Origin of the sequence: Pseudomonas sp. PLB05 (assembly GCF_021106615.1) — a bacterium.
GTDB classification, from domain to species: domain Bacteria; phylum Pseudomonadota; class Gammaproteobacteria; order Pseudomonadales; family Pseudomonadaceae; genus Chryseomonas; species Chryseomonas benzopyrenica.
Map to the genome: position 1 here is coordinate 574,049 of NZ_JAJOHO010000002.1, position 25,663 is coordinate 599,711.

Sequence of the window (25,663 nt, forward strand, 5' to 3'; positions counted from 1 at the left end):
CCCACCGGGCCGCCGCTTCCTGCGCCACCACCACCGCCCGCGGTGGGGCAAAATCTGCTAACAATGGCCCAACGCCGCGGTCGGATGGCCTACGGCATAATCCAGTGCTAGATCACAAGGAGATATTATGAGCACCCCTGCTGCCCCAGAAGGTGAAAAGATCCTGGTCGTCGATGACGACGCCCGGCTGCGCCGCCTCTTGGAGCGTTTTCTAGCCGAACAGGGTTATCGCGTACGCACCGTCGAGAGCGCCGAACAGATGGACCGCCTGTTGGCGCGGGAAGTCTTCAATCTGGTCGTTCTCGATCTGATGATGCCTGGCGAAGACGGCCTGTCCGCCTGCGGTCGGCTGCGTGAGAGCGGCAATCGCATCCCCATCATCATGCTGACCGCCAAGGGCGACGAAGGCAGCCGCATCCAGGGCCTCGACCAGGGTGCCGACGACTATCTGGCCAAGCCCTTCAACCCGCTGGAGCTGGTGGCCCGCATCAAGGCCGTGCTGCGTCGCCAGGCCCCGGTGGTACCTGGCGCCCCCGCCGGGACCGACGAGGTGGTGACCTTTGGCGACTACGCCCTGCACCTGGCCACCCGCGAACTCAAGCGTGGCGAAGAGACCCACATGCTCACCACCGGCGAATTCGCCGTGCTCAAGGCACTGGTCGATCACGCCCGCGAGCCGCTGACCCGCGACAAGCTGATGAATCTGGCCCGCGGTCGCGAATGGGATGCATTGGAGCGCTCCATCGACGTCCAGATTTCGCGTCTGCGCCGGATGATCGAGCCCGATCCGTCTAAGCCGCGCTATATCCAGACCGTCTGGGGCGTTGGTTACGTCTTCGTACCGGACGGCGCCGGCAAGTAAGGCAGGTAGCCGGGGCATCGCGCCCCGGCTAGGGGGTGGCTCAGGCGAACAAGCCTTGATGCACGCCCACCAGCAGAAATATCCCCAGCAGCGCGCGATAGATGATGAAGGGCCAGGTCGAGAAACGTTCCAGAAAGCGCATCAGGCCCCAGATCGCCGCGAACGCCGACAGGCTCGCCACCAACAATCCCACCAGCAGTAGCGACCAGGCCTCGGCCGGGATGTGCGCGTGCCAGAGCACCACCAGCTCCTTGAGTCCAGCCAGGGCGATGGCCGGCAGGCCCAGCAGGAAGGAGAAGCGCGCGGCTTCCTCGCGACGCAGATTGAGGAACATGGCGGCGGTCAGGGTCGAGCCCGAGCGGGACACGCCCGGAATCAGCGCGCCGACCTGGGCGATCCCCACGATCAGGGCGTCGCGAAGGCGCATCTGCGAGATGTCTCTGTTGTGCCGGCAGATGCGCTCTGCCAGGGCCAGCAGGGCGGCCATGGCCAGACAGGCATAGCCGATGACGCTGAGGCCCCGCAGTGGCGAGCCGCAGGCATTGAGCAGGGGCGCCAGCAGGAGGCCGGCGATACAGATGGGAATGGTCGCCAGCACGATCATCACCGCCAGCAGGAAATCCGGACTGTCGAAGTTGCGTTGGCGCACCGCGGCGAGGCTGCCTCGGGTCACACCGCTGACATCGCGCCAGAAATAGCTGATCACTGCCGCCAGCGCCGCCATTTGCATGGCGGCGGAAAAGGCCGAGCCGGGATCGCGCCAGCCGAGCAGCGCCGGGACCACCCGCATGTGCGCCGTGGACGAAATGGGAAGCAGCTCGGTGATACCCTGCACCACGCCAAGAAAGGCGATCTGCGCGTAGCTGAGCGAGGCGAAGCCGATGTCCAGGCCGGTCTGGCAGATGTCGGACACGAGAGAACTCCAGGTCGAAGGGAAAAAATGGACGAGCAAATGTATCCGAATGTTTCCATGTCGGGTTGCCTATCTGAACCCTGCAACCCCAGAGGTTGTGATGGCTTTCGCGCCGTTTTGCGCGGAAATCTTGGTCGATGAGGGCGCCTAGCTGGTTTCCCCAGAGTTTCTTCGCCCGCTCGCTATGGATGGTCCTGCTCGCGGTGCTGTTTTCCAAGGCGCTGACCCTGGTCTATCTGCTGCTCAACGAGGACGTCCTGGTCGATCGCCAGTACAGCCATGGCGCGGCCCTGACGCTCAGGGCCTACTGGGCCACTCCGGAAGCCGAACGGCCACGCATCGCCCAGGCCGCCGGCCTGCGCTACGAGTCGCCCGAGACCGTACCGGCCGGGGAGTACCACTGGCCCTACAGCGAGATCTTCGAGCGCCAGATGAAACAGGAGCTGGGCGAGGAGACCGAGGTGCGGGTGCGGGTCCAGCACGGGCCAGCGCTCTGGGTGCTGGCGCCCACCCTTGGGCCGGACTGGATCAAGATCCCGCTGATGGCCCACCCCCTGCGCGGTCAGCACATCTGGAGCGTACTCGGCTGGTTCCTGGCCATCGGCCTGCTGTCCGTCGGCGCCGCCTGGGTCTTCGTGCGGCAGCTCAACCAGCCCTTGCGGCGCCTGGTGAATGCCGCGCGCGAGCTAGGCAAGGGTCGTAGCGTACGGCTGCCGGAAACCGATGCCCCCAGCGAGATCCAGGACGTCTACCACGCCTTCAACCAGATGGCCGAAGACGTCGAGCAGGCCGGTCGCGAGCGCGAGCTGATGCTGGCCGGCGTCTCCCACGACCTGCGCACGCCCCTGACCCGCCTGCGGCTGGCGGTGGAGCTGATGCCGCCGGCCGAGCGCGAAGAGGCGGAGGACATGATCCGCGACATCGAGGACATGAACGCCATCCTCGACCAGTTCCTCGCCTTCGTCCGTGACGGTCGCGACGAGCCTCAGGAACTCACCAACCTCAACGAGCTGGCCCGCCAAGTGGTGGCGCCCTACAACCAGCACACGGAGCGGGTGCGGCTGATGCTGGACGTTCTGCCGCCGCTGCCGGTGCGACGCATCTCCTTCAAGCGGTTGCTGACCAACCTGGTGGAAAACGCCCTGCGCCATGGCGGCGGTGGTGGTATCGAGGTGGTCGGGCAGGTCGCGGGATCGGCTACGGCGCCCTATGTCGCCCTGAGCGTCATGGATCGTGGTCCCGGCATCGATCCCAAGGACCTGCAGGACATCTTCAATCCCTTCACCCGAGGCAATCGCGCCCGCACCGTCAGCGGTTCCGGGCTAGGCCTGGCCATCGTCAAGCGCATCGCCGCACAGCACGGCGGCAGCGCCGAACTGCGCAATCGCGAAGGCGGCGGCGTGGAAGCCCGGGTGCTGTTGCCCCTGGGCCTGCTGCTCCCCCGCAGCGCCAGCTGAAGCCTGTGTAGGTTGGGTTAAGCGCTAGCGAAGCCCAACAGCTGCTGAAGACGGCAGCCTCAACCCTTGCCCTTGGTCCGCGTCAGCCCCGGCTCGGCGTTCTTTTCCAGGTACTCGATGATGATCCCGGCCACGTCCTTGCCGGTGGTCTGCTCGATGCCTTCCAGGCCGGGCGAGGAATTGACCTCCATCACCAGCGGGCCGTGATTGGATCTGAGGATATCCACCCCGGCCACGCTCAAGCCCATGGCTCGGGCCGCACGCAGGGCGGTCATGCGTTCCTCGGGGGTGATCTTGATCAGGCTGGCGGTACCGCCGCGATGCAGATTGGAGCGGAATTCCCCGGGCGCGGCCTGGCGTTTCATCGCGGCGATCACTTTGTCGCCGACCACGAAGCAGCGGATGTCCGCGCCGCCCGCCTCGCGGATGTATTCCTGCACCATGATGTTCTGCTTGAGCCCCATGAAGGCCTCGATCACCGATTCGGCTGCCTTCTCGGTCTCGCACAGCACCACCCCGATGCCCTGGGTGCCTTCCAGCACCTTGATCACCAGCGGCGCGCCATTGACCATCCGGATCAGGTCCGGCACGTCGTCCGGCGAATGGGCGAAGCCGGTCACCGGCAGACCGATGCCCTTGCGCGAGAGCAGCTGCAGGGAGCGCAACTTGTCGCGCGAACGGCTGATGGCCACGCTCTCGTTGAGTGGAAAGACCCCTTGCATCTCGAACTGGCGCAGTACCGCGCAGCCATAGAAGGTCACCGAGGCACCGATGCGCGGGATGACTGCGTCGAAGCCTTCCAACGGTTTGCCGCGGTAATGGATCTGTGGCTTGTGGCTGGCGATGTTCATGTACGCGCGCAGGGTGTCGACCACGACCACCTCATGGCCGCGGCTGACGCCGGCTTCGACCAGGCGCCGGGTGGAGTACAGATTGGGGTTACGCGAGAGAACGGCGATTTTCATGGGGCACCGGAGGCCGGAGTAAGGGACAACTGGGGTTTGTCTTGCGCATAGGAGACGGCCGGATTCACCAGCAGGCCACCATCGATCAAGGCCTTGGAGCCGAGCAGCATGCGATAGCGCATGCTCTTGCGACAGGCTAGGGTGAATTCCACCGGCCACTGGCATTCGCCCAGGGCCAGCAGGGTACGGATGACATAGCGGGTTTGGGCGATACCGTTGGAACTGCGGATGGTCTTTTTCGCCACCAGCGGCGCTTCGCAATGGCGATGCCGGGATTGGACCAGGGTGCCCAGGTGCACGGTGAATCTCACCCAGCGTTCCTTGCCGCGCATGAAGGGCTGGACTTCCGTCGCATGCAGGGCCGAGGTGCTGGCGCCGGTATCGATCTTGGCTCTCAGGCCCACCACGCCCAGTTCGGGCAAGGCCACCCACTCACTCAGGCCGATAATGACCGGTTTGGCGGAATTGCTCATCGCTGCTCCTTGAAATCAGTGGCCTCCGCCTAAATGTTGCGGATCGACGAGCTGCTTGAAGGCTGGTTTGGCGAACAGATACCCCTGCATCAGCTCGATCCCGAGGTCGCGCAGGCAATCGCGTTCGGCCACGGTCTCCACGCCCTCGGCGATCACCTGGGTGCCCAGTTCGCGGCACATGACGATCAGGTTGCGCACGATGGTCCGCCGCACTTGGTCCCGGTCGATGTCGCGGATGAGCGCCATGTCGAGCTTGACCAGGTCGGGTTGGAATTCGGCCAGCAGCGTCAGGCCGGAATGACCGGCACCGAAGTCGTCGATGGCGGTCTTGAAGCCGAATTGCTGATACTCGCGCAGGATGTGCGTCAGGTGGTTACTGGCCACGTGCTCGGTTTCCACCGTCTCGAAGATCAGCCGCTCCAGCGGAAAGCCGTGCTCACGCGCGGCGGCCAGGGTGCTGCGGATGCACAGCTCCGGACGATAGACGGCGTTGGGCAGGAAGTTGATCGACAGACTCTCCTGCAGGCCCAGGGTCGCCGCGGTGGCGATCGCCTTGGTGCGGCAGAGCTGGTCGAAACGATAGCGGTTACTGTCGGTCACCTGATTGAGTACCGACAGCGCGCCTTCGCCGCCCGGTCCGCGTACCAGCGCTTCCCGGGCGAAGACCGCGCCTTTGCCCAGGTCCACGATGGGCTGATAGGCGAAGTCGAAGTCGAAGCCCAGGGGTTCCGACTGCTGGCAACCCGCGCAGCGGGTCTGGCCGGTCAGGTCGGAAGGAAAGAATGTGGTCATGGCTCTCCAGAGGCGCGCTTGCAGCGTCGGTCCGATGGTTTAGAGTTCTTGAGAAGAGTCTAAGACCCAATAGGGGACCTTTTATTCGATGTATGCAGTAGATCACACTGAAGAACGGATGCGCCTCGACAAATGGCTGTGGGCGGCACGTTTTTTCAAGACCCGTGCGTTGGCCAAGGCAGCCCTCGAAGGCGGCAAGGTCCAGTGCCGTGGCGAGCGCTGCAAGCCCAGCAAGGAGCCCCGTGTCGGCGATGTTCTCACCATTCGTCAGGGCTATGACGAAAAGACCGTGGTGATCGTCGCCCTGTCGCAGAATCGCCGCGGTGCGCCCGAAGCCCAGCAGCTCTATACCGAGACGCCGGAAAGCCTCAAGGCGCGCGAACAGGCCGCAGCCGCGCGTAAGGCGGGCAACCTCGGGCTACAGACCGATGGCCGGCCCACCAAGAAGCAGCGTCGACAGATCCATCAGTTCCGCGAGTACGTCCACCCGTTCGACGACTGATCCCGTCGCGACTCGTCGGATCCCTTTCCTGGCCAGGTCCGCTCGCCGGTCCTGGCGTGCGCCGTGAGCGTCACGTTTCGCGGCCTTCCTCCTTATATAGGTAGTTCATGACTTCCCACGATTTCACCCAACGCTTCCTGTTCGACGAAACCGACGTCCGCGGCGAACTGGCCACGCTGGACCGCAGCTACGTCGAGGTCCTGGCCAAGCATTCCTACCCCGAGCCGGTCGCCCAGCTGCTGGGCGAGATGCTGGCGGCGGCTGCCCTGCTGTGCGGAACCCTCAAGTTCGAAGGGCTGCTGGTGCTCCAGGCACGCTCCAGCGGCCCCATCCCGCTGCTCATGGTCGAATGTTCCAGCGAGCGTGAGGTGCGCGGCATCGCCCGCTACGAAGAAACCGAGATCACCGCGTCCGCCTCCCTGGGCGAACTCATGCCCGATGGCGTCCTGGCCCTGACCATCGATCCTCGGCATGGCCAGCGTTACCAGGGCATCGTCCCGCTGGAGGGCGCCAACCTGGCCGAATGCCTGTCCGGCTACTTCGCCACCTCCGAACAACTGCCCACCCGTTTCTGGCTGAACGCCGACGGTCGCCGCGCCCGCGGCCTGCTGCTCCAGCAGCTGCCGCCGTCGCGCATCAAGGATGCCCAGGCCCGTCAGGACAGTTGGGAGCATGTCGTCACCCTGGCCGATACCCTCACGGCCGAAGAGCTGCTGGGTCTCGACAACGAGGTGATCCTGCATCGCCTGTTCCACGAGGAAACGGTGCGCCTGTTCGACGAGCAACCGGTGGCCTTCAGCTGCAGCTGCTCGCGTGATCGGGCGGCCAATGCCCTGATCAGCATGGGGCAGGCGGACGTCGAGAGTCTGCTCGACGAACAGCAAGGAGAAATTCGGGTCGATTGTCAGTTTTGCAATGAGCAGCAGGTGTTCGACGCCGCCGATATCACGCAGATTTTTGCGGGCGGCGGCACGCAAACCCCAGGAAATACCCGGCACTAGCCGTTGCAAAAGCCCGAAGGCTTTCTGGCATAATCCCGCAACGTGTAGTTCTGCCGTGTAAGAGCTACAAGCATGAGGAACGGCCCAGGGCCATGGGGAACGAAATGACGAAAGCCAACGTGTATACCGATATCAGCGTCGCGCAGTTAGTGGAAGAGTCCCTGCGACGTGGCGAAGGAGAGCTGGCCGCCAATGGCTCGCTGGTCGTCAAGACGGGGCATCGCACGGGGCGTTCGCCGGTAGATCGCTTCATCGTCGAGGAAGCCTCCACGCGCGATGCCATCCACTGGGGGCCGATCAACCGTGCCTTCCCGGAGGAGAAGTTCGCACCGCTGTGGGAGCGCGTCAGCGCCTACCTGGACGAGCGTGATCAATTCGTCTCCCACGTGCATGTAGGTGCCGATGTCGAGCACTACCTGCCCGTCGTCATGCGCACCCAGACCGCCTGGCACAACCTGTTCGGCCGCTGCCTGTTCATCAATCCGGCCGAATACAATCCCCAGTCCAAGCCGGCCTGGGAGATCATCAACGCGCCTGAGTTCGTCTGCGAGCCCGCGCGTGACGGCACCAATTCCGACGGTACCGTCATCATCAACTTCGCCGCTCGCAAGGTGCTGATCGCCGGCATGCGCTACGCCGGCGAGATGAAGAAGGCCATGTTCTCGGTGCAGAACTTCCTGCTGCCGGAAAAGGACGTGCTGCCGATGCACTGCGCCGCCAACGTGGGCGAGGAGGGTGATGTCACCCTGTTCTTCGGTCTCTCCGGCACCGGCAAGACCACCCTGTCCGCCGACCAGAGCCGCTACCTCATCGGTGACGACGAGCACGGCTGGGGCGTGGGCACCGTCTTCAACATGGAAGGGGGTTGCTACGCCAAGTGCATCGACCTGTCCGAGAAGAACGAGCCGGTGATCTGGAAGGCCATCCAGTTCGGCGCCGTGCTGGAGAACGTGGTTCTGGATCCCCAGACCCGTCAGCCCGACTATGCCGACGACAGCCTGACCCAGAACAGCCGGGCGGCCTATCCGCGCGAGCTGATCGACAAGCGCGCCGAGCACAACCTGGGTGGCGAGCCCAACGCGGTCATCTTCCTGACCTGCGACCTCACCGGTGTCCTGCCCCCGGTATCCATCCTTAATAATGAGCAGGCGGCCTACCACTTCCTGTCCGGCTACACCGCCCTGGTCGGCTCGACCGAGATGGGTTCCGGTCCCGGCATCAAGTCGACCTTCTCCACCTGCTTCGGCGCGCCCTTCTTCCCACGTCCGGCGGCTGAATACGCTGATCTGCTGATCAAGCGCATCCAGGGCTTCGGCTCCAAGGTTTACCTGGTCAACACCGGCTGGACCGGTGGCGGTTACGGCGTCGGCAAGCGCTTCAACATCCCCACCACCCGTGCCGTGATCGCGGCCATCCAGAGCGGTGCCCTCATCGGTACCGAGACCCGCCACGTGCCGGTCATCAATCTGGACGTCCCGGTCGCCGTTCCTGGCGTGGACAGCGTCCTGCTCAATCCTCGCGATACCTGGCAGGATGGCGCAGCCTATGACGCCGCCGCGCGAGAGCTGGCTGGCAAGTTCGTCGAGAATTTCAAGAAGTTCTCCGGCGTCTCCGAAGGCATCCTGGCAGCTGGTCCCCAACTGTAAGCAGGGCGATTGCCTATTAACAAAGGCCGCCGATAGGGCGGCCTTTGTTTTTTAAGCTTTTTTTGCGTTTTGGGGTTGCATGGTTCGTTGTGATTGCATAAACTGCGCCCGCTTTCGCTGATAACGCTAGCGGGCGACGCGAAAGCATTGATTGTTAAGGAAATTTTAAAAAGATCCTTGACAAGAGGAGGGCAGATGAAGAAAATGCCGCCTCACTTTGGAGGGGTTCCCGAGTGGCCAAAGGGATCAGACTGTAAATCTGACGTCGCAGACTTCGAAGGTTCGAATCCTTCCCCCTCCACCAGATTGCTAGAGCGCTTAGGCTCTGCGGGTATAGTTCAGTGGTAGAACCTCAGCCTTCCAAGCTGATGATGCGGGTTCGATTCCCGCTACCCGCTCCAGTTTGACTGGCAAATGTTTCGCTCATGTAGCTCAGTTGGTAGAGCACACCCTTGGTAAGGGTGAGGTCAGCGGTTCAAATCCGCTCATGAGCTCCATCTTAAAAAGGCAGATATGAAAATATCTGCCTTTGTTTTAATGGCGGCATTGCTTTGCTCAATTCGTGAAGGGAGAGAGTGTCGATGGCTAAAGAAAAGTTTGAACGTAACAAACCGCACCTGAACGTGGGCACCATCGGTCACGTTGACCATGGCAAGACCACGCTGACCGCAGCGCTGACCAAAGTCTGTGCCGACACCTGGGGCGGTTCCGCTCGTGGTTTCGACCAGATCGACAACGCGCCGGAAGAAAAGGCTCGCGGTATCACCATCAACACCTCCCACGTTGAGTATGACTCGGCGATCCGTCACTACGCGCACGTCGACTGCCCCGGCCACGCCGACTACGTGAAGAACATGATCACCGGTGCTGCCCAGATGGACGGCGCGATCCTGGTTTGCTCGGCTGCTGACGGCCCCATGCCGCAGACCCGCGAGCACATCCTGCTGTCCCGTCAGGTAGGCGTTCCCTACATCGTCGTGTTCCTGAACAAGGCCGACATGGTTGACGACGCCGAGCTGCTGGAACTGGTCGAAATGGAAGTTCGCGATCTGCTGAACACCTACGACTTCCCGGGCGACGACACCCCGATCGTCATCGGCTCCGCGCTGATGGCTCTGAACGGCAATGACGACAACGAAATGGGTACCTCCGCCGTGCGCAAGCTGGTCGAGACCCTGGACTCGTACATCCCCGAGCCCGAGCGTGCCATCGACAAGCCGTTCCTGATGCCGATCGAAGACGTGTTCTCGATCTCCGGTCGCGGCACCGTGGTAACCGGTCGTGTCGAGCGTGGCATCGTCAAGGTCCAGGAAGAAGTCGAGATCGTGGGCATCAAGGCCACCGTCAAGACCACCTGCACCGGCGTTGAAATGTTCCGCAAGCTGCTGGACGAAGGCCGTGCTGGCGAGAACGTCGGCGTGCTGCTGCGTGGCACCAAGCGTGAAGACGTGGAGCGTGGCCAGGTTCTGGCCAAGCCGAACACCATCAAGCCGCACACCAAGTTCGAGTGCGAAGTGTACGTGCTGTCCAAGGAAGAAGGTGGTCGTCACACCCCGTTCTTCAAGGGCTACCGTCCGCAGTTCTACTTCCGCACCACCGACGTGACCGGTAACTGCGAGCTGCCGGAAGGCGTCGAGATGGTGATGCCGGGCGACAACATCAAGATGGTTGTCACCCTGATCGCTCCGATCGCCATGGAAGACGGTCTGCGTTTCGCCATCCGTGAAGGCGGTCGTACCGTCGGCGCCGGCGTGGTTGCCAAGATCATCGAGTAATCGATTGATCTTGGTCTGTCAGGTCGGCATAATGGTCGGCCTGATTCAAGTTACAGGCCAGTAGCTCAATTGGCAGAGCGGCGGTCTCCAAAACCGCAGGTTGGGGGTTCGATTCCCTCCTGGCCTGCCAGATTCCCATCTGGCACTCCTTACAGGATTCATGCAATGAGCATCAAGGCGGAAGCCAAAGAGTCGCGCTTCGATGCGCTGAAGTGGCTGGTGGTTGTCGTTCTGGTAGCGATCGGTGTTGTTGCCAATCACTACTTCGCTGCTCAGTCCATCCTGTATCGAGTGGTAGGTCTGTTGGTGCTGGCAGCCATTGCTGCCTTCGTTGCGCTGCAGACCGCCAAGGGGCAAGCCTTCTTTGGCTTGCTGAAAGACGCCCGTACCGAGATTCGCAAGGTTGTCTGGCCTACCCGGCAAGAGACCACCCAGACCACGCTGATCGTGGTTGCCGTGGTGCTCGTGATGGCTTTGTTGTTGTGGGGGCTCGACTCCCTGCTCGGTTGGCTGGTTTCCACGATTGTTGGTTGAAAGGGTTCGCCGTGGCTAAGCGTTGGTACGTCGTGCATGCCTACTCGGGTTACGAGAAGCATGTCATGCGTTCGTTGATCGAGCGCGTCAAGCTGCACGAAATGGAAGACGAGTTCGGCGACATTCTCGTGCCCACCGAAGAAGTGGTGGAAATGCGCAATGGCCAGAAGCGCAAGAGCGAGCGTAAGTTTTTCCCGGGATACGTCCTGGTGCAGATGGAGATGAACGAAGGGACTTGGCACCTGGTCAAGGATACCCCTCGCGTCATGGGCTTCATCGGCGGTACCGCCGACAAGCCGGCGCCCATCACTGATCGTGAGGCGGATGCGATTCTGCGTCGTGTCTCCGACAGCAGCGACAAGCCCAAGCCGAAGACCCTGTTCGAGGCGGGTGAGACGGTTCGGGTGGTGGACGGTCCGTTCGCCGACTTCAACGGCGTTGTCGAAGAAGTGAATTACGAGAAGAGCCGCATCCACGTGGCGGTACTGATCTTTGGTCGGTCGACCCCTGTGGAGCTCGAGTTCAGCCAGGTCGAAAAGGTCTAGGTTGTTCGCATCCCCCACCCCGTAGCCCCGGCTGCGGGGTTTTGTCGTCACTGGGATATAGCAAGTAATTGGGGAGCCCCGCGGGGCGTTGAACCCATCATTGGAGTAGCACATGGCTAAGAAAATTCAGGCTTACATCAAGCTGCAGGTTAAGGCCGCTCAAGCCAACCCGAGCCCGCCGGTTGGTCCGGCGCTGGGTCAGCACGGCGTCAACATCATGGAATTCTGCAAGGCGTTCAATGCCCGCACTCAGGGCATGGAGCCCGGTCTGCCCACCCCGGTGATCATCACCGTGTACAGCGACCGTAGCTTTACCTTCGAAATCAAGAGCACTCCGGCCTCCGTGCTGCTCAAGAAAGCGGCTGGCATCAAGAGCGGTTCCGCTCGTCCGAACAGCCAGAAGGTCGGTACCGTCACCCGCGCCCAGCTGGAAGAGATCGCCAAGACCAAGAATGCCGATCTCACCGCCGCCGATATGGACGCCGCCGTGCGTACCATCGCCGGTTCCGCTCGTAGCATGGGTCTGAATGTGGAGGGCGTGTAATGGCCAAGCTCACTAAGCGTCAAAAGGCTATCGCCGAAAAAATCCAGGCTGGCAAGCAGTACGGCTTCGAAGAAGCTGCAGCCCTGCTGGCCGAGCTGTCCACCATCAAGTTCAAGGAATCCATCGACGTCTCCGTGAACCTGGGCGTGGATCCGCGTAAATCCGACCAGGTCGTTCGTGGCGCCACCGTGCTGCCTAATGGCACTGGCAAGTCGGTTCGCGTTGCCGTGTTCACCCAGGGTGCCAATGCCGAAGCCGCACTGGCTGCCGGTGCCGAAAGAGTCGGCATGGACGACCTGGCTGCCGAGATGAAGGGCGGCGACCTGAACTATGACGTGGTCATCGCCTCGCCGGACGCCATGCGCGTTGTCGGTCAGCTGGGTCAGCTGCTCGGCCCGCGTGGTCTGATGCCTAACCCCAAGGTTGGCACCGTGACCCCGGACGTCGCTACCGCCGTCAAGAATGCCAAGGCTGGTCAGGTGCGTTTCCGTACCGACAAGAACGGCATCATTCACGCTTCCGTCGGCAAGATCGATTTCGAGCCCGTGAAGCTGAAGCAGAACGTTGAAGCTCTGCTGGCCGACCTGAAGCGCCTGAAGCCCTCGACCTCCAAGGGCATCTACGTCAAGCGCATCACCCTGAGCTCCACCATGGGCCCGGGTCTGCAGATCGACCAGGCTTCCCTGGAAGCCTAAGCAAGACACAAGTCGCCGTGCCTTCGGGCGCGGCGCCAAGATTGGGGTCCCTGCCTGGCGGGGGCTGTCCAAGACCGTAGGGGACGCAGGTCTTAAACCGGGGAAACCCTAGCCTACGCAGATGGTGCTCCCGATTCGGTTACCGAGTCAGACACCAAAACGCCGCCCAGTCCATCGGGCGAAACGGTAACATCCAGGAGTTAAACCCGTGGCAATCAAACTCGAAGACAAGAAGGCTATCGTCGCTGAAGTCAACGAGGCTGCCCAAGGTGCCCTGTCCGCTGTCGTGGCCGATGCCCGTGGCGTGACTGTGGGTGCCATGACCGGACTCCGTAAAGAGGCCCGCGCGGCTGGTGTCTATGTACGTGTCGTACGTAACACCCTGCTGCGTCGTGCCGTTGAAGGCACGTCTTTCGACGTCCTCAACGACACCTTCAAGGGCCCGACCCTGATCGCGTTCTCCCAAGAGCATCCGGGCGCTGCCGCCCGTATCTTCAAGGATTTCGCCAAGGGTCAGGACAAGTTCGAGATCAAGGCCGCCGCGTTCGAAGGCAAGCTCATTCCAGCCAACCAGATCGACGTACTGGCAACCCTGCCGACCTACGACGAAGCTGTGTCCCAGCTGATGAGTGTCATCCAGGGCGCTACCAGCAAGCTGGCTCGTACCCTCGCCGCCATTCGCGACCAAAAGGAAGCTGCCGCCGCCTAATCCGTGCGTGCTGCGTTTCCTGCAAGTCTTTCTTATTATTTGCGGCCTGAAGCCGCACCCTGTTATAGGAATCTAGAGTCATGGCTCTGACCAACGAAGACATCATCAACGCCGTATCCGAAATGTCCGTCATGCAAGTGGTGGAACTGATCAAGGCGATGGAAGAGAAGTTCGGCGTGACCGCCGCTGCCGCCGTTGCCGCTGGCCCGGCTGCTGCCGCTGCCGTCGTCGAAGAGCAGACCGAATTCACCATCATGTTGACCGAAGCCGGCGACAAGAAAGTGAACGTCATTAAGGTCGTTCGTGAACTGACCGGTCTGGGCCTGAAAGAAGCCAAGGCTGTCGTTGACGGCGCCCCGGGCGTGGTCAAGGAAGGCGTTTCCAAAGAGGAAGCCGAGGCTGCCAAGAAGTCTCTGGAAGAAGCAGGCGCCAAGGTCGAGCTCAAGTAAGTTCGGTTCTTGCGTCTACAGCCGCAACGTCTCACGTTCGGCTGATGGCTGGTGGCGAACGCCACCGGCCTTTTGCCGTTTTGTGCAGGGCGAGCATATCCGCCTGGCAAAACGCGCTGTATCCACCTCGCTCTCGGGGTGCGGCAAACCAAGGGTTTGCACGATTTTCCGGCTGCTCCCGTCGGAGAGGCCAAACAAGCTGGTGACCAAGCTGGGGAACGCTGATGGCTTACTCATACACTGAGAAAAAACGTATCCGCAAGGACTTTAGCAAGTTGCCGCACGTCATGGACGTGCCCTATTTGCTGGCTATCCAACTGGATTCGTACCGCGAATTCCTGCAGGCGGGCGCAGGCAAAGAGCAGTTCCGCGATATCGGCCTGCATGCGGCCTTCAAGTCCGTTTTCCCGATTATCAGCTATTCCGGCAATGCGGCCCTGGAATACGTCGGCTATCGCCTGGGCGAGCCGGCTTTCGATGTGAAGGAATGCGTCCTGCGCGGCGTGACCTTCGCCGTCCCGCTGCGGGTCAAGGTTCGCCTGATCATCTTCGACCGCGAGTCGTCGAACAAGGCGATCAAGGACATCAAGGAGCAGGAAGTCTACATGGGGGAAATCCCCCTGATGACCGAGAACGGTACCTTCATCATCAACGGTACCGAGCGTGTCATCGTGTCCCAGCTGCACCGCAGCCCGGGCGTGTTCTTCGACCACGACCGCGGCAAGACCCACAGCTCGGGCAAGCTGCTGTACTCGGCGCGCATCATTCCCTACCGCGGCTCCTGGCTGGACTTCGAGTTCGACCCCAAGGACGCCGTCTTCGTGCGTATCGACCGCCGCCGCAAGCTGCCGGCCTCGGTTCTGCTGCGTGCGCTCGGCTACAGCACCGAAGAAGTGCTGGACGCCTTCTATGACACCAACGTCTTCCACATCAAGGGCGAGACCCTGAACCTGGAACTGGTGCCCCAGCGCCTGCGTGGTGACATCGCCAGCTTCGACATCAAGGACGAAACCGGCAAGGTGATCGTGGAGCAGGGCCGTCGCGTGACCGCTCGCCACATCAACCAGCTGGAAAAGTCCGGTATCACCGAGCTGGAAGTGCCCTTCGATTACGTCATTGGCCGTACCACCGCCAAGGCCATCGTGCACCCGTCCACCGGCGAGATCATCGCCGAGTGCAACACCGAGCTGACCCTGGACATGCTGGCCAAGATGGCCAAGGCCAATGTCGTGCGGCTCGAGACGCTGTACACCAACGACATCGACTGTGGTCCGTTCATTTCCGATACCCTGAAGATCGACTCCACCGGCAACCAGCTGGAAGCCCTGGTCGAGATCTATCGGATGATGCGTCCTGGCGAGCCGCCGACCAAGGAAGCTGCCGAGACCCTGTTCAACAACCTGTTCTTCAGCGCCGAGCGTTACGACCTGTCCGCCGTCGGCCGCATGAAGTTCAACCGCCGTATCGGTCGCGATGCCATCGAAGGCTCGGGCGTGCTGAGCCGCGAAGACATCGTCGACGTGCTCAAGACCCTGGTCGACATCCGTAACGGCAAGGGTATCGTCGACGACATCGACCACCTGGGTAACCGTCGTGTCCGTTGCGTCGGTGAAATGGCCGAGAACCAGTTCCGCGTGGGCCTGGTGCGGGTGGAGCGTGCCGTCAAGGAACGCCTGTCCATGGCCGAAAGCGAAGGCCTGATGCCGCAGGACCTGATCAACGCCAAGCCGGTGGCCGCCGCGATCAAGGAATTCTTCGGTTCCAGCCAGCTGTCCCAGTTCATGGACCAGAACAACCCGCTGTCGGAGATCACCCACAAGCGCCGCGTCTCCGCACTCGGCCCGGGCGGTCTGACCCGTGAGCGCGCCGGCTTCGAAGTCCGTGACGTACACCCGACGCACTACGGCCGGGTCTGCCCGATCGAAACGCCGGAAGGTCCGAACATCGGTCTGATCAACTCCCTGGCTGCCTATGCCCGCACCAACCAGTACGGCTTCCTCGAAAGCCCGTACCGCATGGTCAAGGACGGCGTGGCTACCGACGAGATCGTCTTCCTGTCGGCCATCGAAGAAGCCAACCACGTCATCGCCCAGGCCTCCGCCGGCCTGGACGAGAACAACCGGCTGATCGACGAGCTGGTGGCCGTGCGTCACCTGAACGAATTCACCGTCAAGGCGCCCGAAGACGTCACCCTGATGGACGTTTCGCCCAAGCAGGTCGTCTCCGTCGCCGCCTCGCTGATTCCGTTCCTCGAGCACGACGACGCCAACCGCGCGCTGATGGGTTCCAACATGCAGCGTCAGGCCGTGCCGACCCTGCGTTCGGACAAGCCGCTGGTGGGTACCGGCATGGAGCGCAACGTCGCCCGTGACTCCGGCGTCTGCGTCGTGGCTCGTCGTGGTGGCGTGATCGACTCCGTCGATGCCAGCCGTATCGTGGTGCGTGTCAACGATGCCGAAGTCGAGACCGGTGAAGCCGGCGTCGACATCTACAACCTGACCAAGTACACCCGTTCCAACCAGAACACCTGCATCAACCAGCGTCCGCTGGTGAGCAAGGGTGATCAGGTGGCCAAGTTCGACATCCTGGCCGATGGCCCCTCGACCGACATGGGCGAGCTGGCACTGGGTCAGAACATGCGCGTGGCCTTCATGCCCTGGAACGGCTTTAACTTCGAAGACTCCATCTGTCTGTCGGAGCGTGTGGTCCAGGAAGATCGCTTCACCACCATCCACATCCAGGAACTGACCTGTGTGGCCCGTGACACCAAGCTCGGCCCGGAGGAGATCACCTCCGACATCCCGAACGTGGGTGAGGCTGCGCTGAACAAGCTGGACGAGGCCGGTATCGTCTACGTCGGTGCCGAGGTCGGCGCCGGTGACATCCTGGTCGGCAAGGTCACGCCCAAGGGCGAAACCCAGCTGACCCCGGAAGAGAAGCTGCTGCGCGCCATCTTCGGCGAGAAGGCCAGCGACGTGAAGGACACTTCCCTGCGTGTGCCCACTGGCACCAAGGGTACCGTCATCGACGTCCAGGTCTTCACCCGTGACGGCGTCGAGCGCGACTCCCGCGCCCTGGCCATCGAGAAGTCCCAGCTCGACGAGATCCGCAAGGATCTGAACGAGGAGTTCCGCATCGTCGAAGGCGCGACCTTCGAGCGTCTGCGTCAGGCCCTGGTCGGTCAGGTCGCCGAAGGCGGCCCGGCGGTCAAGAAGGGTGCCGTCATCACCGACGAGTACCTGAACGGCCTCGAGCGTGGTCAGTGGTTCAAGCTGCGCATGGCGGAAGATGCTCACAACGAGCAGCTGGAAAAGGCCCAGGCTTACCTGTCCGACCGTCGCCAGCTGCTGGATGACAAGTTCGAAGACAAGAAGCGCAAGCTGCAGCAGGGCGATGACCTGGCGCCGGGCGTACTGAAGATCGTCAAGGTCTACCTCGCCATCAAGCGCCGCATCCAGCCGGGCGACAAGATGGCCGGTCGTCACGGTAACAAGGGTGTGGTCTCGGTGATCATGCCAGTCGAAGACATGCCCTACGACGCCAACGGCACGCCGGTGGACATCGTGCTGAACCCGCTGGGCGTACCGTCGCGGATGAACGTCGGTCAGATCCTCGAAACCCACCTGGGCCTCGCGGCCAAGGGCCTGGGCGAGAAGATCAACGTGATGATCGAAGAGCAGCGCAAGGTTGCCGAACTGCGCAGCTTCCTGCACGAGATCTACAACGAGATCGGTGGCCGTCAGGAGAAGCTCGACGACCTGAGCGATAAGGAAGTCCTCGACCTGGCGAAGAACCTGCGTGGCGGTGTGCCCATGGCCACCCCGGTGTTCGACGGTGCCAAGGAAAGCGAGATCAAGGCTATGCTGAAGCTGGCCGATCTGCCGGAGAGCGGCCAGATGCGTCTGTACGACGGCCGCACTGGCAATGCCTTCGAGCGCACCACCACCGTTGGCTACATGTACATGCTCAAGCTGAACCACCTGGTGGACGACAAGATGCACGCCCGTTCCACCGGTTCCTACAGCCTGGTTACCCAGCAGCCGCTGGGTGGTAAGGCGCAGTTCGGTGGTCAGCGTTTCGGGGAGATGGAGGTCTGGGCACTGGAGGCCTATGGCGCGGCTTACACCCTGCAGGAAATGCTGACGGTGAAGTCGGACGATGTGAACGGCCGGACCAAGATGTACAAGAACATCGTGGACGGAGATCACCGCATGGAGGCCGGCATGCCCGAGTCCTTCAACGTACTGATCAAGGAAATCCGTTCGCTCGGCATCGATATCGAACTGGAAACCGAATAACACGAGACCCTAGAGGAGACGACCGCGCGGCGGTCGTCTCCGGTCCGTGAGGAGGAAAGGCCTTGAAAGACTTGCTCAATCTGTTGAAAAACCAGGGTCAACTCGAAGAGTTCGATGCCATCCGCATTGGTCTGGCCTCGCCCGAGATGATTCGTTCCTGGTCGTTCGGTGAAGTGAAGAAGCCGGAGACCATCAACTACCGTACCTTCAAGCCCGAGCGCGATGGTCTGTTCTGCGCCAAGATCTTTGGCCCGGTCAAGGACTACGAGTGCCTGTGCGGAAAGTACAAGCGCCTCAAGCACCGCGGCGTGATCTGCGAGAAGTGCGGCGTGGAAGTCGCCCTGGCGAAGGTGCGCCGCGAGCGCATGGGCCACATCGAGCTGGCTTCGCCCGTCGCCCACATCTGGTTCCTGAAGTCGCTGCCGTCCCGTATCGGCCTGCTGCTGGACATGACCCTGCGTGACATCGAGCGCGTGCTCTATTTCGAGAGCTACGTGGTGATCGATCCGGGCATGACCACCCTCGAGAAGTACCAGCTGCTCAACGACGAGCAGTACTTCGAGGCGCTGGAAGAGTTCGGTGACGACTTCGACGCCCGCATGGGTGCGGAAGCCGTGTTCCAGCTGCTCGGCGCCATTGATCTGGAGCACGAGATCGGTCGCCTGCGCGAAGAGATTCCGCAGACCAACTCCGAGACCAAGATCAAGAAGCTGTCCAAGCGCCTGAAGCTGATGGAAGCCTTCCAGGGCTCCGGCAACAAGCCGGAGTGGATGGTCATGACCGTGCTGCCCGTGCTGCCGCCGGACCTGCGTCCGCTGGTACCGCTAGATGGCGGCCGCTTCGCGACCTCCGACCTGAACGATCTCTATCGTCGCGTCATCAACCGGAACAACCGCCTCAAGCGGCTGCTCGACCTCGCCGCGCCCGACATCATCGTGCGCAACGAGAAGCGCATGCTGCAGGAAGCCGTCGACGCCCTGCTGGACAACGGCCGTCGCGGCCGTGCCATCACCGGTTCCAACAAGCGCCCGCTGAAGTCCCTGGCCGACATGATCAAGGGCAAGCAGGGTCGTTTCCGTCAGAACCTGCTGGGCAAGCGCGTCGACTACTCCGGTCGTTCCGTGATCACCGTGGGCCCGACCCTGCGTCTGCACCAGTGCGGTCTGCCCAAGAAGATGGCCCTGGAACTGTTCAAGCCGTTCATCTTCGGCAAGCTGGAAGCCCGCGGCATGGCGACCACCATCAAGGCCGCCAAGAAGATGGTCGAGCGCGAACTACCCGAGGTCTGGGACGTGCTCGCCGAAGTCATCCGCGAACACCCCGTGCTGCTCAACCGCGCCCCGACCCTGCACCGTCTGGGCATCCAGGCGTTCGAGCCGGTCCTCATCGAAGGCAAGGCGATCCAGCTGCACCCGCTGGTCTGCGCCGCGTACAACGCCGACTTCGACGGTGACCAGATGGCCGTGCACGTGCCGCTGACGCTGGAAGCCCAGCTGGAAGCGCGCGCCCTGATGATGTCGACCAACAACATCCTGTCGCCCGCCAACGGCGAGCCGATCATCGTGCCGTCGCAGGACGTGGTCCTGGGTCTGTACTACATGACCCGTGAAGCCATCAACGCCAAGGGCGAAGGCCGCGTGTTCGCCGACCTGCAGGAAGTCGATCGCGTCTTCCGTGCCGGCGAAGCCGCGCTGCATGCCAAGGTCAAGGTACGCATCAACGAGACCATCCGTCACAAGGACGGCAGCCTGACCAAGAACACCCGCATCGTCGACACCACCGTCGGCCGCGCGCTGCTGTTCCAGGTCGTGCCCGCCGGTCTGCCGTACGACGTGGTCAACCAGTCGATGAAGAAGAAGGCCATCTCCAAGCTGATCAACCACTGCTACCGCGTGGTGGGTCTGAAGGACACCGTCATCTTCGCCGACCAGTTGATGTACACCGGTTTCGCCTATTCGACCCTGTCCGGCGTCTCCATCGGCGTCAACGACTTCGTCATTCCGGACGAGAAGGCCCGCATCATCGATGCCGCCACCGCCGAGGTGAAGGAGATCGAGAGCCAGTACGCCTCCGGCCTGGTGACCCAGGGCGAGAAGTACAACAAGGTGATCGACCTCTGGTCGAAGGCCAACGACGAAGTGTCCAAGGCGATGATGACCAACCTCTCGAAAGAGAAGGTCATCGACCGCGAGGGCAAGGAAGTCGACCAGGAGTCCTTCAACTCCATGTACATGATGGCCGATTCCGGCGCCCGGGGTTCCGCGGCCCAGATTCGCCAGCTCGCCGGCATGCGTGGCCTGATGGCCAAGCCGGACGGCTCCATCATCGAGACGCCCATCACCGCCAACTTCCGTGAAGGCCTGAACGTACTCCAGTACTTCATCTCCACCCACGGTGCCCGTAAGGGTCTGGCGGATACCGCTCTGAAGACCGCGAACTCCGGTTACCTGACCCGTCGTCTCGTCGACGTGGCCCAGGATCTGGTGGTGACCGAGGTCGACTGCGGTACCGAGCGCGGCCTGATCATGACCCCGCACATCGAAGGCGGTGACGTGGTCGAGCCCCTGGGTGAGCGCGTGCTGGGTCGAGTCATCGCCCGCGACGTGCCCAAGCCGGGTACCGAAGAGATCATCGTGCCTGCAGGCACCCTGGTCGACGAGCGCTGGGTCGAGTTCCTCGAGCTCAACAGCGTCGACGAAGTCGTGGTGCGTTCGCCGATCACCTGCGAAACCCGTCATGGCATCTGCGCCAAGTGCTACGGTCGCGATCTGGCTCGCGGTCACCAGGTCAACATCGGTGAAGCGGTCGGCGTCATCGCCGCCCAGTCCATCGGTGAGCCGGGTACCCAGCTGACCATGCGTACCTTCCACATCGGTGGTGCGGCCAGCCGGACCTCCGCGGCCGACAGCGTCCAGGTCAAGAACGGCGGTGCCATCCGTCTGCACAACCTGAAGCACGTCGAACGTGCCGACGGCGCCCTGGTTGCCGTGTCCCGTTCCGGTGAGCTGGCCATCGCCGACGACTTCGGTCGTGAGCGCGAGCGCTACAAGCTGCCCTACGGTGCGGTGATTTCGGTCAAGGAAGGCGACAAGGTCGACGCTGGCGCCATCGTCGCCAAGTGGGACCCGCACACCCACCCCATCGTCACCGAGATGGACGGTACCGTGGCCTTCGTCGGCATGGAGGAGGGCATCACCATCAAGCGCCAGACCGACGAACTGACCGGTCTGACCAACATCGAGGTGCTCGACGCCAAGGATCGCCCGACCTCCGGCAAGGACATCCGTCCGGCGGTCAAGCTGATCGACGCCAACGGCAAGGATCTGCTGCTGCCGGGTACCGACGTGCCGGCCCAGTACTTCCTGCCGCCGAACGCGCTGGTCAACCTGAGCGACGGTGCCAAGGTGCATGTGGGTGACGTTATCGCCCGTATCCCCCAGGAAACCTCCAAGACCCGCGACATCACCGGTGGTCTGCCCCGCGTGGCCGACCTCTTCGAAGCGCGTCGTCCCAAGGAGCCGGCCATCCTGGCGGAGATCAGCGGTACCATCTCCTTCGGCAAGGAAACCAAGGGCAAGCGTCGTCTGGTCATCACTCCGACCGACGGCACCGATCCCTACGAGGAACTGATTCCGAAGTGGCGCCACCTGAACGTCTTCGAAGGCGAGCAGGTCAGCCGCGGCGAAGTCATCTCCGACGGTCCGAGCAATCCGCACGACATCCTGCGTCTGCTGGGTGTCAGCGCGCTGGCCAAGTACATCGTCAACGAGATCCAGGACGTGTACCGCCTGCAGGGCGTGAAGATCAACGACAAGCACATCGAGACCATCCTGCGGCAGATGCTGCGCAAGGTCGAAGTGAGCGATACCGGTGACTCGAGCTTCATCAAGGGCGATCAGGTCGAACTGACCCACGTCCTGGAAGAGAACGAGCAACTGGTCGGCAATGATCGCTTCGTCGCCAAGTACGAGCGCGTGCTGCTGGGTATCACCAAGGCCTCGCTGTCCACCGAGTCCTTCATCTCGGCTGCTTCCTTCCAGGAGACCACCCGTGTCCTGACCGAAGCCGCCGTGACCGGCAAGCGCGACTTCCTACGCGGCCTGAAGGAAAACGTGGTGGTGGGTCGTCTGATCCCGGCCGGTACCGGTCTGGCCTACCACAGCGAGCGCAAGCGCCAGCGCGAACTCGGCAAGCCGCAGCGCGTCAGCGCCAGCGAGGCCGAAGCCGCCCTGACCGAAGCGCTGAACTCCAGCGCCAGCTGAGTTCGGTAGCAGGTCTCGCTTGACAAAGCCCCCGGCGCCCCAGGCGTCCGGGGGCTTTGTCTTGACTGGGGCGCCCAAGCTCTTTAGACTTTCGTTCCCCGAAAATGGGCAGGACTGATGTTCTGCTATTTCGTTTATGTCGCAAGACAATCAGTGGAGCTATAGATGGCAACTATCAACCAGCTGGTGCGTAGTGCACGCAAGCGTATCGTCGAGAAATCCGACGTGCCTGCGCTGCAAAACTGCCCGCAACGTCGTGGCGTGTGCACCCGCGTGTACACCACCACTCCCAAGAAGCCCAACTCCGCACTGCGGAAGGTCTGCCGTGTGCGTCTGACCAACGGCTTCGAAGTCACCTCCTACATCGGCGGTGAAGGCCACAACCTGCAGGAACACAGCGTCGTGCTGATCCGCGGTGGCCGGGTCAAGGATCTGCCGGGTGTGCGTTATCACACCGTGCGCGGTTCGCTGGACACCACCGGTGTGAAGGACCGCAAGCAGGGCCGTTCCAAGTACGGCACCAAGCGTCCGAAGTAATCACCTTTCTTTTTGTTCGAGTCGATAAGAGTAAGGTCGGGCAACGAGTCCCGAGCTAACCTGAAGACCGTTTTGAGGGCTTATCAATGCCAAGACGTCGTGTAGCGGCCAAGCGCGAAATACTTGACGATCCGAAATACGGAAGCCAGATCCTGGCCAAGTTCATGAACCACGTGATGGAAAGCGGCAAGAAAGCCGTTGCCGAGCGTATCGTTTATGGTGCTCTGGACAAGGTCAAAGAGCGTTCCAAGAATGCCGAACCCCTGGAAGTTTTCGAAAAAGCGCTCGACGCCATCGCTCCGCTGGTCGAAGTGAAGTCCCGCCGTGTCGGCGGTGCTACCTACCAGGTGCCGGTTGAGGTTCGTCCTTCCCGTCGTAATGCCCTGGCCATGCGCTGGCTGGTGGACTCCGCGCGCAAGCGTGGCGAGAAGTCCATGGCTCTGCGCCTGGCGGGTGAACTCATGGACGCTTTTGAAGGCAAGGGTGCCGCAGTCAAGAAGCGCGAAGACGTGCATCGCATGGCAGAAGCCAACAAGGCCTTCTCGCACTACCGCTTCTAAGCCTAGCGCTTCCAATCAAGCGAGGACCTTATGGCTCGTACAACCGCTATTAACCGCTATCGGAACATCGGTATCTGCGCCCACGTGGACGCAGGTAAGACGACTACTACCGAGCGGATTCTGTTCTACACCGGCGTGAACCACAAAATGGGTGAGGTTCACGACGGCGCTGCGACCATGGACTGGATGGTGCAGGAGCAGGAGCGTGGTATCACCATCACCTCCGCTGCCACCACCGCGTTCTGGTCCGGTTCGACCAAGCAGTACGACAAGTACCGCGTCAACATCATCGATACCCCCGGCCACGTGGACTTCACCATTGAGGTGGAGCGTTCCCTGCGCGTGCTGGACGGTGCGGTCGTGGTGTTCTGCGGTACCTCCGGTGTCGAGCCTCAGTCCGAGACCGTATGGCGTCAGGCCAACAAGTACGGCGTCCCGCGCATCGTCTACGTCAACAAGATGGACCGTGCCGGTGCCAACTTCCTGCGCGTCGTCGAGCAGATCAAGAAGCGCCTGGGCCATACTCCGGTCCCGGTTCAGCTGGCCATCGGCGCGGAAGAGAACTTCCAGGGCCAGATCGACCTGCTGAAGATGAAGGCCATCTTCTGGAACGATGACGACCAGGGCATGACCTACCGCGAGGAAGACATTCCTGCGGACATGCTGGCCGATGCCGAGCAGTGGCGCTCCAACATGGTCGAAGCTGCGGCCGAAGCCAACGAAGAGCTGATGAACAAGTACCTGGAAGGCGGCGAGCTGTCGATCGACGAGATCAAGGCCGGCCTGCGTCAGCGTACCATCGCCTGCGAAATCGTCCCGGCCGTCTGCGGTTCGTCCTTCAAGAACAAGGGCGTGCCCCTGGTTCTGGACGCCGTGATCGACTTCCTGCCGGCGCCGATCGAGATTCCCGCGATCAAGGGTACCAACCCGGACAACGAGGAAATCCACGACGAGCGTCATGCAGACGACGACGAGCCCTTCTCGGCGCTGGCGTTCAAAATCGCTACCGACCCCTTCGTGGGTACCTTGACCTTCGCCCGCGTCTACTCGGGTGTACTGAGCTCCGGTGACTCCGTCATCAACTCGGTGAAGGGCAAGAAGGAGCGCGTCGGCCGTATGGTGCAGATGCATGCCAATACCCGTGAAGAGATCAAGGAAGTTCGTGCTGGCGACATCGCCGCCCTGATCGGCATGAAGGACGTCACCACCGGTGACACCCTGTGCTCGATCGAGAAGCCGATCATCCTCGAGCGCATGGACTTCCCGGAGCCGGTGATCTCGGTCGCTGTCGAGCCGAAGACCAAGGCCGACCAGGAAAAGATGGGTATCGCACTGGGCAAGCTGGCCCAGGAAGACCCCTCGTTCCGCGTCAAGACCGACGAAGAGTCCGGTCAGACCATCATCTCCGGCATGGGCGAGCTGCACCTGGACATCCTGGTGGACCGCATGAAGCGCGAATTCGGCGTGGAAGCGAACATCGGTAAGCCTCAGGTCGCCTACCGCGAAACCATCCGCAACACCTGCGAGATCGAAGGCAAGTTCGTTCGCCAGTCGGGTGGTCGTGGCCAGTTCGGTCACTGCTGGATTCGCTTCGCGCCGGCCGACGAAGGTCAGGAAGGTCTGGAGTTCGTCAGCGAAGTCGTGGGCGGTGTGATTCCGAAGGAATACATCCCGGCGATCCAGAAGGGCATCGAAGAGCAGATGAAGAACGGCATCGTCGCCGGCTATCCGCTGCTCGGCCTGAAGGCCGCTGTGTTCGACGGTTCCTACCATGACGTCGACTCCAACGAGATGGCGTTCAAGATCGCTGCCTCCATGGCGACCAAGCAGCTCACCCAGAAGGGTGGTGCCGTGCTGCTCGAGCCGATCATGAAGGTCGAGGTCGTGACCCCGGAAGACTACATGGGCGACGTCATGGGCGACCTGAACCGTCGTCGTGGCCTGATCCAGGGTATGGAAGACACCGTGACCGGCAAGGTCATCCGTGCCGAGGTTCCGCTGGGCGAGATGTTTGGCTACGCTACGGATGTCCGCTCCATGTCTCAGGGTCGCGCAAGCTACTCCATGGAGTTCTCCAAGTACGCCGAAGCTCCGTCGAACATCGCCGAAGCCATCATCAAGAAACAAGCTTAATCAGCGCTTTG

Annotated in this window: 21 protein-coding genes and 4 tRNA genes; 21 read left to right on the plus strand and 4 right to left on the minus strand. The window is 62.1% G+C overall.

The window, feature by feature from the left end; genetic code table 11:
* The first annotated feature begins 127 nt into the window (after nt 1-127).
* Nucleotides 128-862 carry an osmolarity response regulator transcription factor OmpR gene (ompR, locus tag LRS53_RS09280; protein ID WP_007161260.1) on the plus strand — a complete coding sequence of 245 codons (735 nt, stop codon included), beginning with the start codon at nt 128-130 and terminating at the stop codon, nt 860-862.
* Nucleotides 863-902: 40 nt separating this feature from the next.
* Here ompR and uppP read toward each other — a convergent pair whose 3' ends face one another.
* Nucleotides 903-1,775, minus strand: a complete 873-nt coding sequence (gene uppP, locus LRS53_RS09285) for an undecaprenyl-diphosphatase UppP (RefSeq protein ID WP_059316474.1) — start codon at nt 1,773-1,775, stop codon at nt 903-905.
* Between the two features lie 137 nt (nt 1,776-1,912).
* Between uppP and LRS53_RS09290 the strand changes: the two genes are divergently transcribed.
* Nucleotides 1,913-3,232 carry an ATP-binding protein gene (locus tag LRS53_RS09290; RefSeq protein WP_231355706.1) on the plus strand — a complete coding sequence of 440 codons (1,320 nt, stop codon included), beginning with the start codon at nt 1,913-1,915 and terminating at the stop codon, nt 3,230-3,232.
* A 59-nt stretch (nt 3,233-3,291) separates the two neighbouring features.
* On the opposite strand, the gene rimK is transcribed toward LRS53_RS09290, so the two are convergent.
* The 3 genes from rimK to rimA are packed head-to-tail and all read right to left on the minus strand — an operon-like array spanning nt 3,292 to nt 5,462.
* Complete coding sequence (rimK, locus tag LRS53_RS09295) at nt 3,292-4,197, minus strand: 30S ribosomal protein S6--L-glutamate ligase (protein WP_017639501.1); 906 nt, start codon at nt 4,195-4,197, stop codon at nt 3,292-3,294.
* Complete coding sequence (rimB, locus tag LRS53_RS09300; RefSeq protein ID WP_269216684.1) at nt 4,194-4,670, minus strand: retropepsin-like aspartic endopeptidase RimB; 477 nt, start codon at nt 4,668-4,670, stop codon at nt 4,194-4,196. The genes rimK and rimB overlap by 4 nt, the downstream gene beginning before the upstream one ends.
* Before the next feature lie 15 nt (nt 4,671-4,685).
* Nucleotides 4,686-5,462, minus strand: a complete 777-nt coding sequence (rimA, locus tag LRS53_RS09305; protein WP_017639503.1) for a S6 modification regulatory phosphodiesterase RimA — start codon at nt 5,460-5,462, stop codon at nt 4,686-4,688.
* A gap of 88 nt (nt 5,463-5,550) precedes the next feature.
* On the opposite strand from rimA, the gene LRS53_RS09310 reads away from it, so the two are divergent.
* From LRS53_RS09310 to fusA, 19 genes are all read left to right on the plus strand, one after another.
* Nucleotides 5,551-5,964, plus strand: a complete 414-nt coding sequence (locus tag LRS53_RS09310; RefSeq protein WP_439000737.1) for an RNA-binding S4 domain-containing protein — start codon at nt 5,551-5,553, stop codon at nt 5,962-5,964.
* 107 nt (nt 5,965-6,071) lie between these two features.
* On the plus strand, nt 6,072-6,965 hold the full coding sequence (gene hslO / locus LRS53_RS09315; protein WP_231355707.1) for an Hsp33 family molecular chaperone HslO: 894 nt from the start codon (nt 6,072-6,074) through the stop codon (nt 6,963-6,965).
* A 104-nt stretch (nt 6,966-7,069) separates the two neighbouring features.
* Nucleotides 7,070-8,611 (plus strand): phosphoenolpyruvate carboxykinase, encoded by a 1,542-nt coding sequence (locus tag LRS53_RS09320; RefSeq protein WP_231355708.1) that lies wholly within the window; start codon nt 7,070-7,072, stop codon nt 8,609-8,611.
* Between the two features lie 219 nt (nt 8,612-8,830).
* Nucleotides 8,831-8,915: transfer RNA gene (locus tag LRS53_RS09325), tRNA-Tyr, on the plus strand.
* A gap of 23 nt (nt 8,916-8,938) precedes the next feature.
* Nucleotides 8,939-9,012: transfer RNA gene (locus LRS53_RS09330), tRNA-Gly, on the plus strand.
* Between the two features lie 20 nt (nt 9,013-9,032).
* Nucleotides 9,033-9,108 (plus strand) — tRNA-Thr (locus tag LRS53_RS09335).
* A gap of 84 nt (nt 9,109-9,192) precedes the next feature.
* Nucleotides 9,193-10,386: an elongation factor Tu gene (gene tuf, locus LRS53_RS09340; RefSeq protein WP_160921986.1), complete on the plus strand. Its 1,194-nt coding sequence runs from the start codon at nt 9,193-9,195 to the stop codon at nt 10,384-10,386.
* Nucleotides 10,387-10,440: 54 nt separating this feature from the next.
* Nucleotides 10,441-10,516: transfer RNA gene (locus LRS53_RS09345), tRNA-Trp, on the plus strand.
* Nucleotides 10,517-10,551: 35 nt separating this feature from the next.
* Nucleotides 10,552-10,920 carry a preprotein translocase subunit SecE gene (gene secE, locus LRS53_RS09350; protein WP_017641864.1) on the plus strand — a complete coding sequence of 123 codons (369 nt, stop codon included), beginning with the start codon at nt 10,552-10,554 and terminating at the stop codon, nt 10,918-10,920.
* Nucleotides 10,921-10,931: 11 nt separating this feature from the next.
* On the plus strand, nt 10,932-11,465 hold the full coding sequence (gene nusG / locus LRS53_RS09355) for a transcription termination/antitermination protein NusG (protein ID WP_026083932.1): 534 nt from the start codon (nt 10,932-10,934) through the stop codon (nt 11,463-11,465).
* Nucleotides 11,466-11,577: 112 nt separating this feature from the next.
* Nucleotides 11,578-12,009, plus strand: a complete 432-nt coding sequence (gene rplK, locus LRS53_RS09360) for a 50S ribosomal protein L11 (RefSeq protein WP_017641866.1) — start codon at nt 11,578-11,580, stop codon at nt 12,007-12,009.
* A complete protein-coding gene (rplA, locus tag LRS53_RS09365; protein WP_017641867.1) occupies nt 12,009-12,704 on the plus strand; it encodes a 50S ribosomal protein L1 in 696 nt (231 codons plus the stop codon). The genes rplK and rplA overlap by 1 nt, the downstream gene beginning before the upstream one ends.
* A 208-nt stretch (nt 12,705-12,912) precedes the next feature.
* Nucleotides 12,913-13,413, plus strand: a complete 501-nt coding sequence (gene rplJ / locus LRS53_RS09370; RefSeq protein ID WP_017641868.1) for a 50S ribosomal protein L10 — start codon at nt 12,913-12,915, stop codon at nt 13,411-13,413.
* An 80-nt stretch (nt 13,414-13,493) separates the two neighbouring features.
* A complete protein-coding gene (rplL, locus tag LRS53_RS09375) occupies nt 13,494-13,862 on the plus strand; it encodes a 50S ribosomal protein L7/L12 (protein ID WP_017641869.1) in 369 nt (122 codons plus the stop codon).
* A gap of 224 nt (nt 13,863-14,086) precedes the next feature.
* A complete protein-coding gene (gene rpoB / locus LRS53_RS09380; RefSeq protein WP_231355709.1) occupies nt 14,087-18,160 on the plus strand; it encodes a DNA-directed RNA polymerase subunit beta in 4,074 nt (1,357 codons plus the stop codon).
* Between the two features lie 62 nt (nt 18,161-18,222).
* Nucleotides 18,223-22,422, plus strand: a complete 4,200-nt coding sequence (gene rpoC / locus LRS53_RS09385; protein ID WP_017641871.1) for a DNA-directed RNA polymerase subunit beta' — start codon at nt 18,223-18,225, stop codon at nt 22,420-22,422.
* 165 nt (nt 22,423-22,587) lie between these two features.
* Nucleotides 22,588-22,959 (plus strand): 30S ribosomal protein S12, encoded by a 372-nt coding sequence (gene rpsL, locus LRS53_RS09390; RefSeq protein ID WP_007163089.1) that lies wholly within the window; start codon nt 22,588-22,590, stop codon nt 22,957-22,959.
* Nucleotides 22,960-23,045: 86 nt separating this feature from the next.
* Nucleotides 23,046-23,519: a 30S ribosomal protein S7 gene (gene rpsG / locus LRS53_RS09395; RefSeq protein ID WP_007163088.1), complete on the plus strand. Its 474-nt coding sequence runs from the start codon at nt 23,046-23,048 to the stop codon at nt 23,517-23,519.
* 30 nt (nt 23,520-23,549) lie between these two features.
* Entirely contained in the window at nt 23,550-25,652 is a 2,103-nt protein-coding gene (fusA, locus tag LRS53_RS09400; protein WP_026083934.1) for an elongation factor G, read from the plus strand.
* Nucleotides 25,653-25,663: the final 11 nt, after the last annotated feature.

Excerpts from the sequence above, each read along its gene's own strand:
- ompR (WP_007161260.1), top strand. The coding sequence starts at position 128 with ATGAGCACCCCTGCTGCCCCAGAAGGTGAAAAGATCCTGGTCGTCGAT.
- LRS53_RS09290 (WP_231355706.1), top strand. The coding sequence starts at position 1,913 with ATGAGGGCGCCTAGCTGGTTTCCCCAGAGTTTCTTCGCCCGCTCGCTA.
- rimK (WP_017639501.1), bottom strand. The coding sequence starts at position 4,197 with ATGAAAATCGCCGTTCTCTCGCGTAACCCCAATCTGTACTCCACCCGG.
- rimB (WP_269216684.1), bottom strand. The coding sequence starts at position 4,670 with ATGAGCAATTCCGCCAAACCGGTCATTATCGGCCTGAGTGAGTGGGTG.
- rimA (WP_017639503.1), bottom strand. The coding sequence starts at position 5,462 with ATGACCACATTCTTTCCTTCCGACCTGACCGGCCAGACCCGCTGCGCG.
- LRS53_RS09310 (WP_439000737.1), top strand. The coding sequence starts at position 5,551 with ATGTATGCAGTAGATCACACTGAAGAACGGATGCGCCTCGACAAATGG.
- hslO (WP_231355707.1), top strand. The coding sequence starts at position 6,072 with ATGACTTCCCACGATTTCACCCAACGCTTCCTGTTCGACGAAACCGAC.
- LRS53_RS09320 (WP_231355708.1), top strand. The coding sequence starts at position 7,070 with ATGACGAAAGCCAACGTGTATACCGATATCAGCGTCGCGCAGTTAGTG.
- tuf (WP_160921986.1), top strand. The coding sequence starts at position 9,193 with ATGGCTAAAGAAAAGTTTGAACGTAACAAACCGCACCTGAACGTGGGC.
- secE (WP_017641864.1), top strand. The coding sequence starts at position 10,552 with ATGAGCATCAAGGCGGAAGCCAAAGAGTCGCGCTTCGATGCGCTGAAG.
- rplK (WP_017641866.1), top strand. The coding sequence starts at position 11,578 with ATGGCTAAGAAAATTCAGGCTTACATCAAGCTGCAGGTTAAGGCCGCT.
- rplA (WP_017641867.1), top strand. The coding sequence starts at position 12,009 with ATGGCCAAGCTCACTAAGCGTCAAAAGGCTATCGCCGAAAAAATCCAG.
- rplL (WP_017641869.1), top strand. The coding sequence starts at position 13,494 with ATGGCTCTGACCAACGAAGACATCATCAACGCCGTATCCGAAATGTCC.
- rpoB (WP_231355709.1), top strand. The coding sequence starts at position 14,087 with ATGGCTTACTCATACACTGAGAAAAAACGTATCCGCAAGGACTTTAGC.
- rpsL (WP_007163089.1), top strand. The coding sequence starts at position 22,588 with ATGGCAACTATCAACCAGCTGGTGCGTAGTGCACGCAAGCGTATCGTC.
- rpsG (WP_007163088.1), top strand. The coding sequence starts at position 23,046 with ATGCCAAGACGTCGTGTAGCGGCCAAGCGCGAAATACTTGACGATCCG.
- fusA (WP_026083934.1), top strand. The coding sequence starts at position 23,550 with ATGGCTCGTACAACCGCTATTAACCGCTATCGGAACATCGGTATCTGC.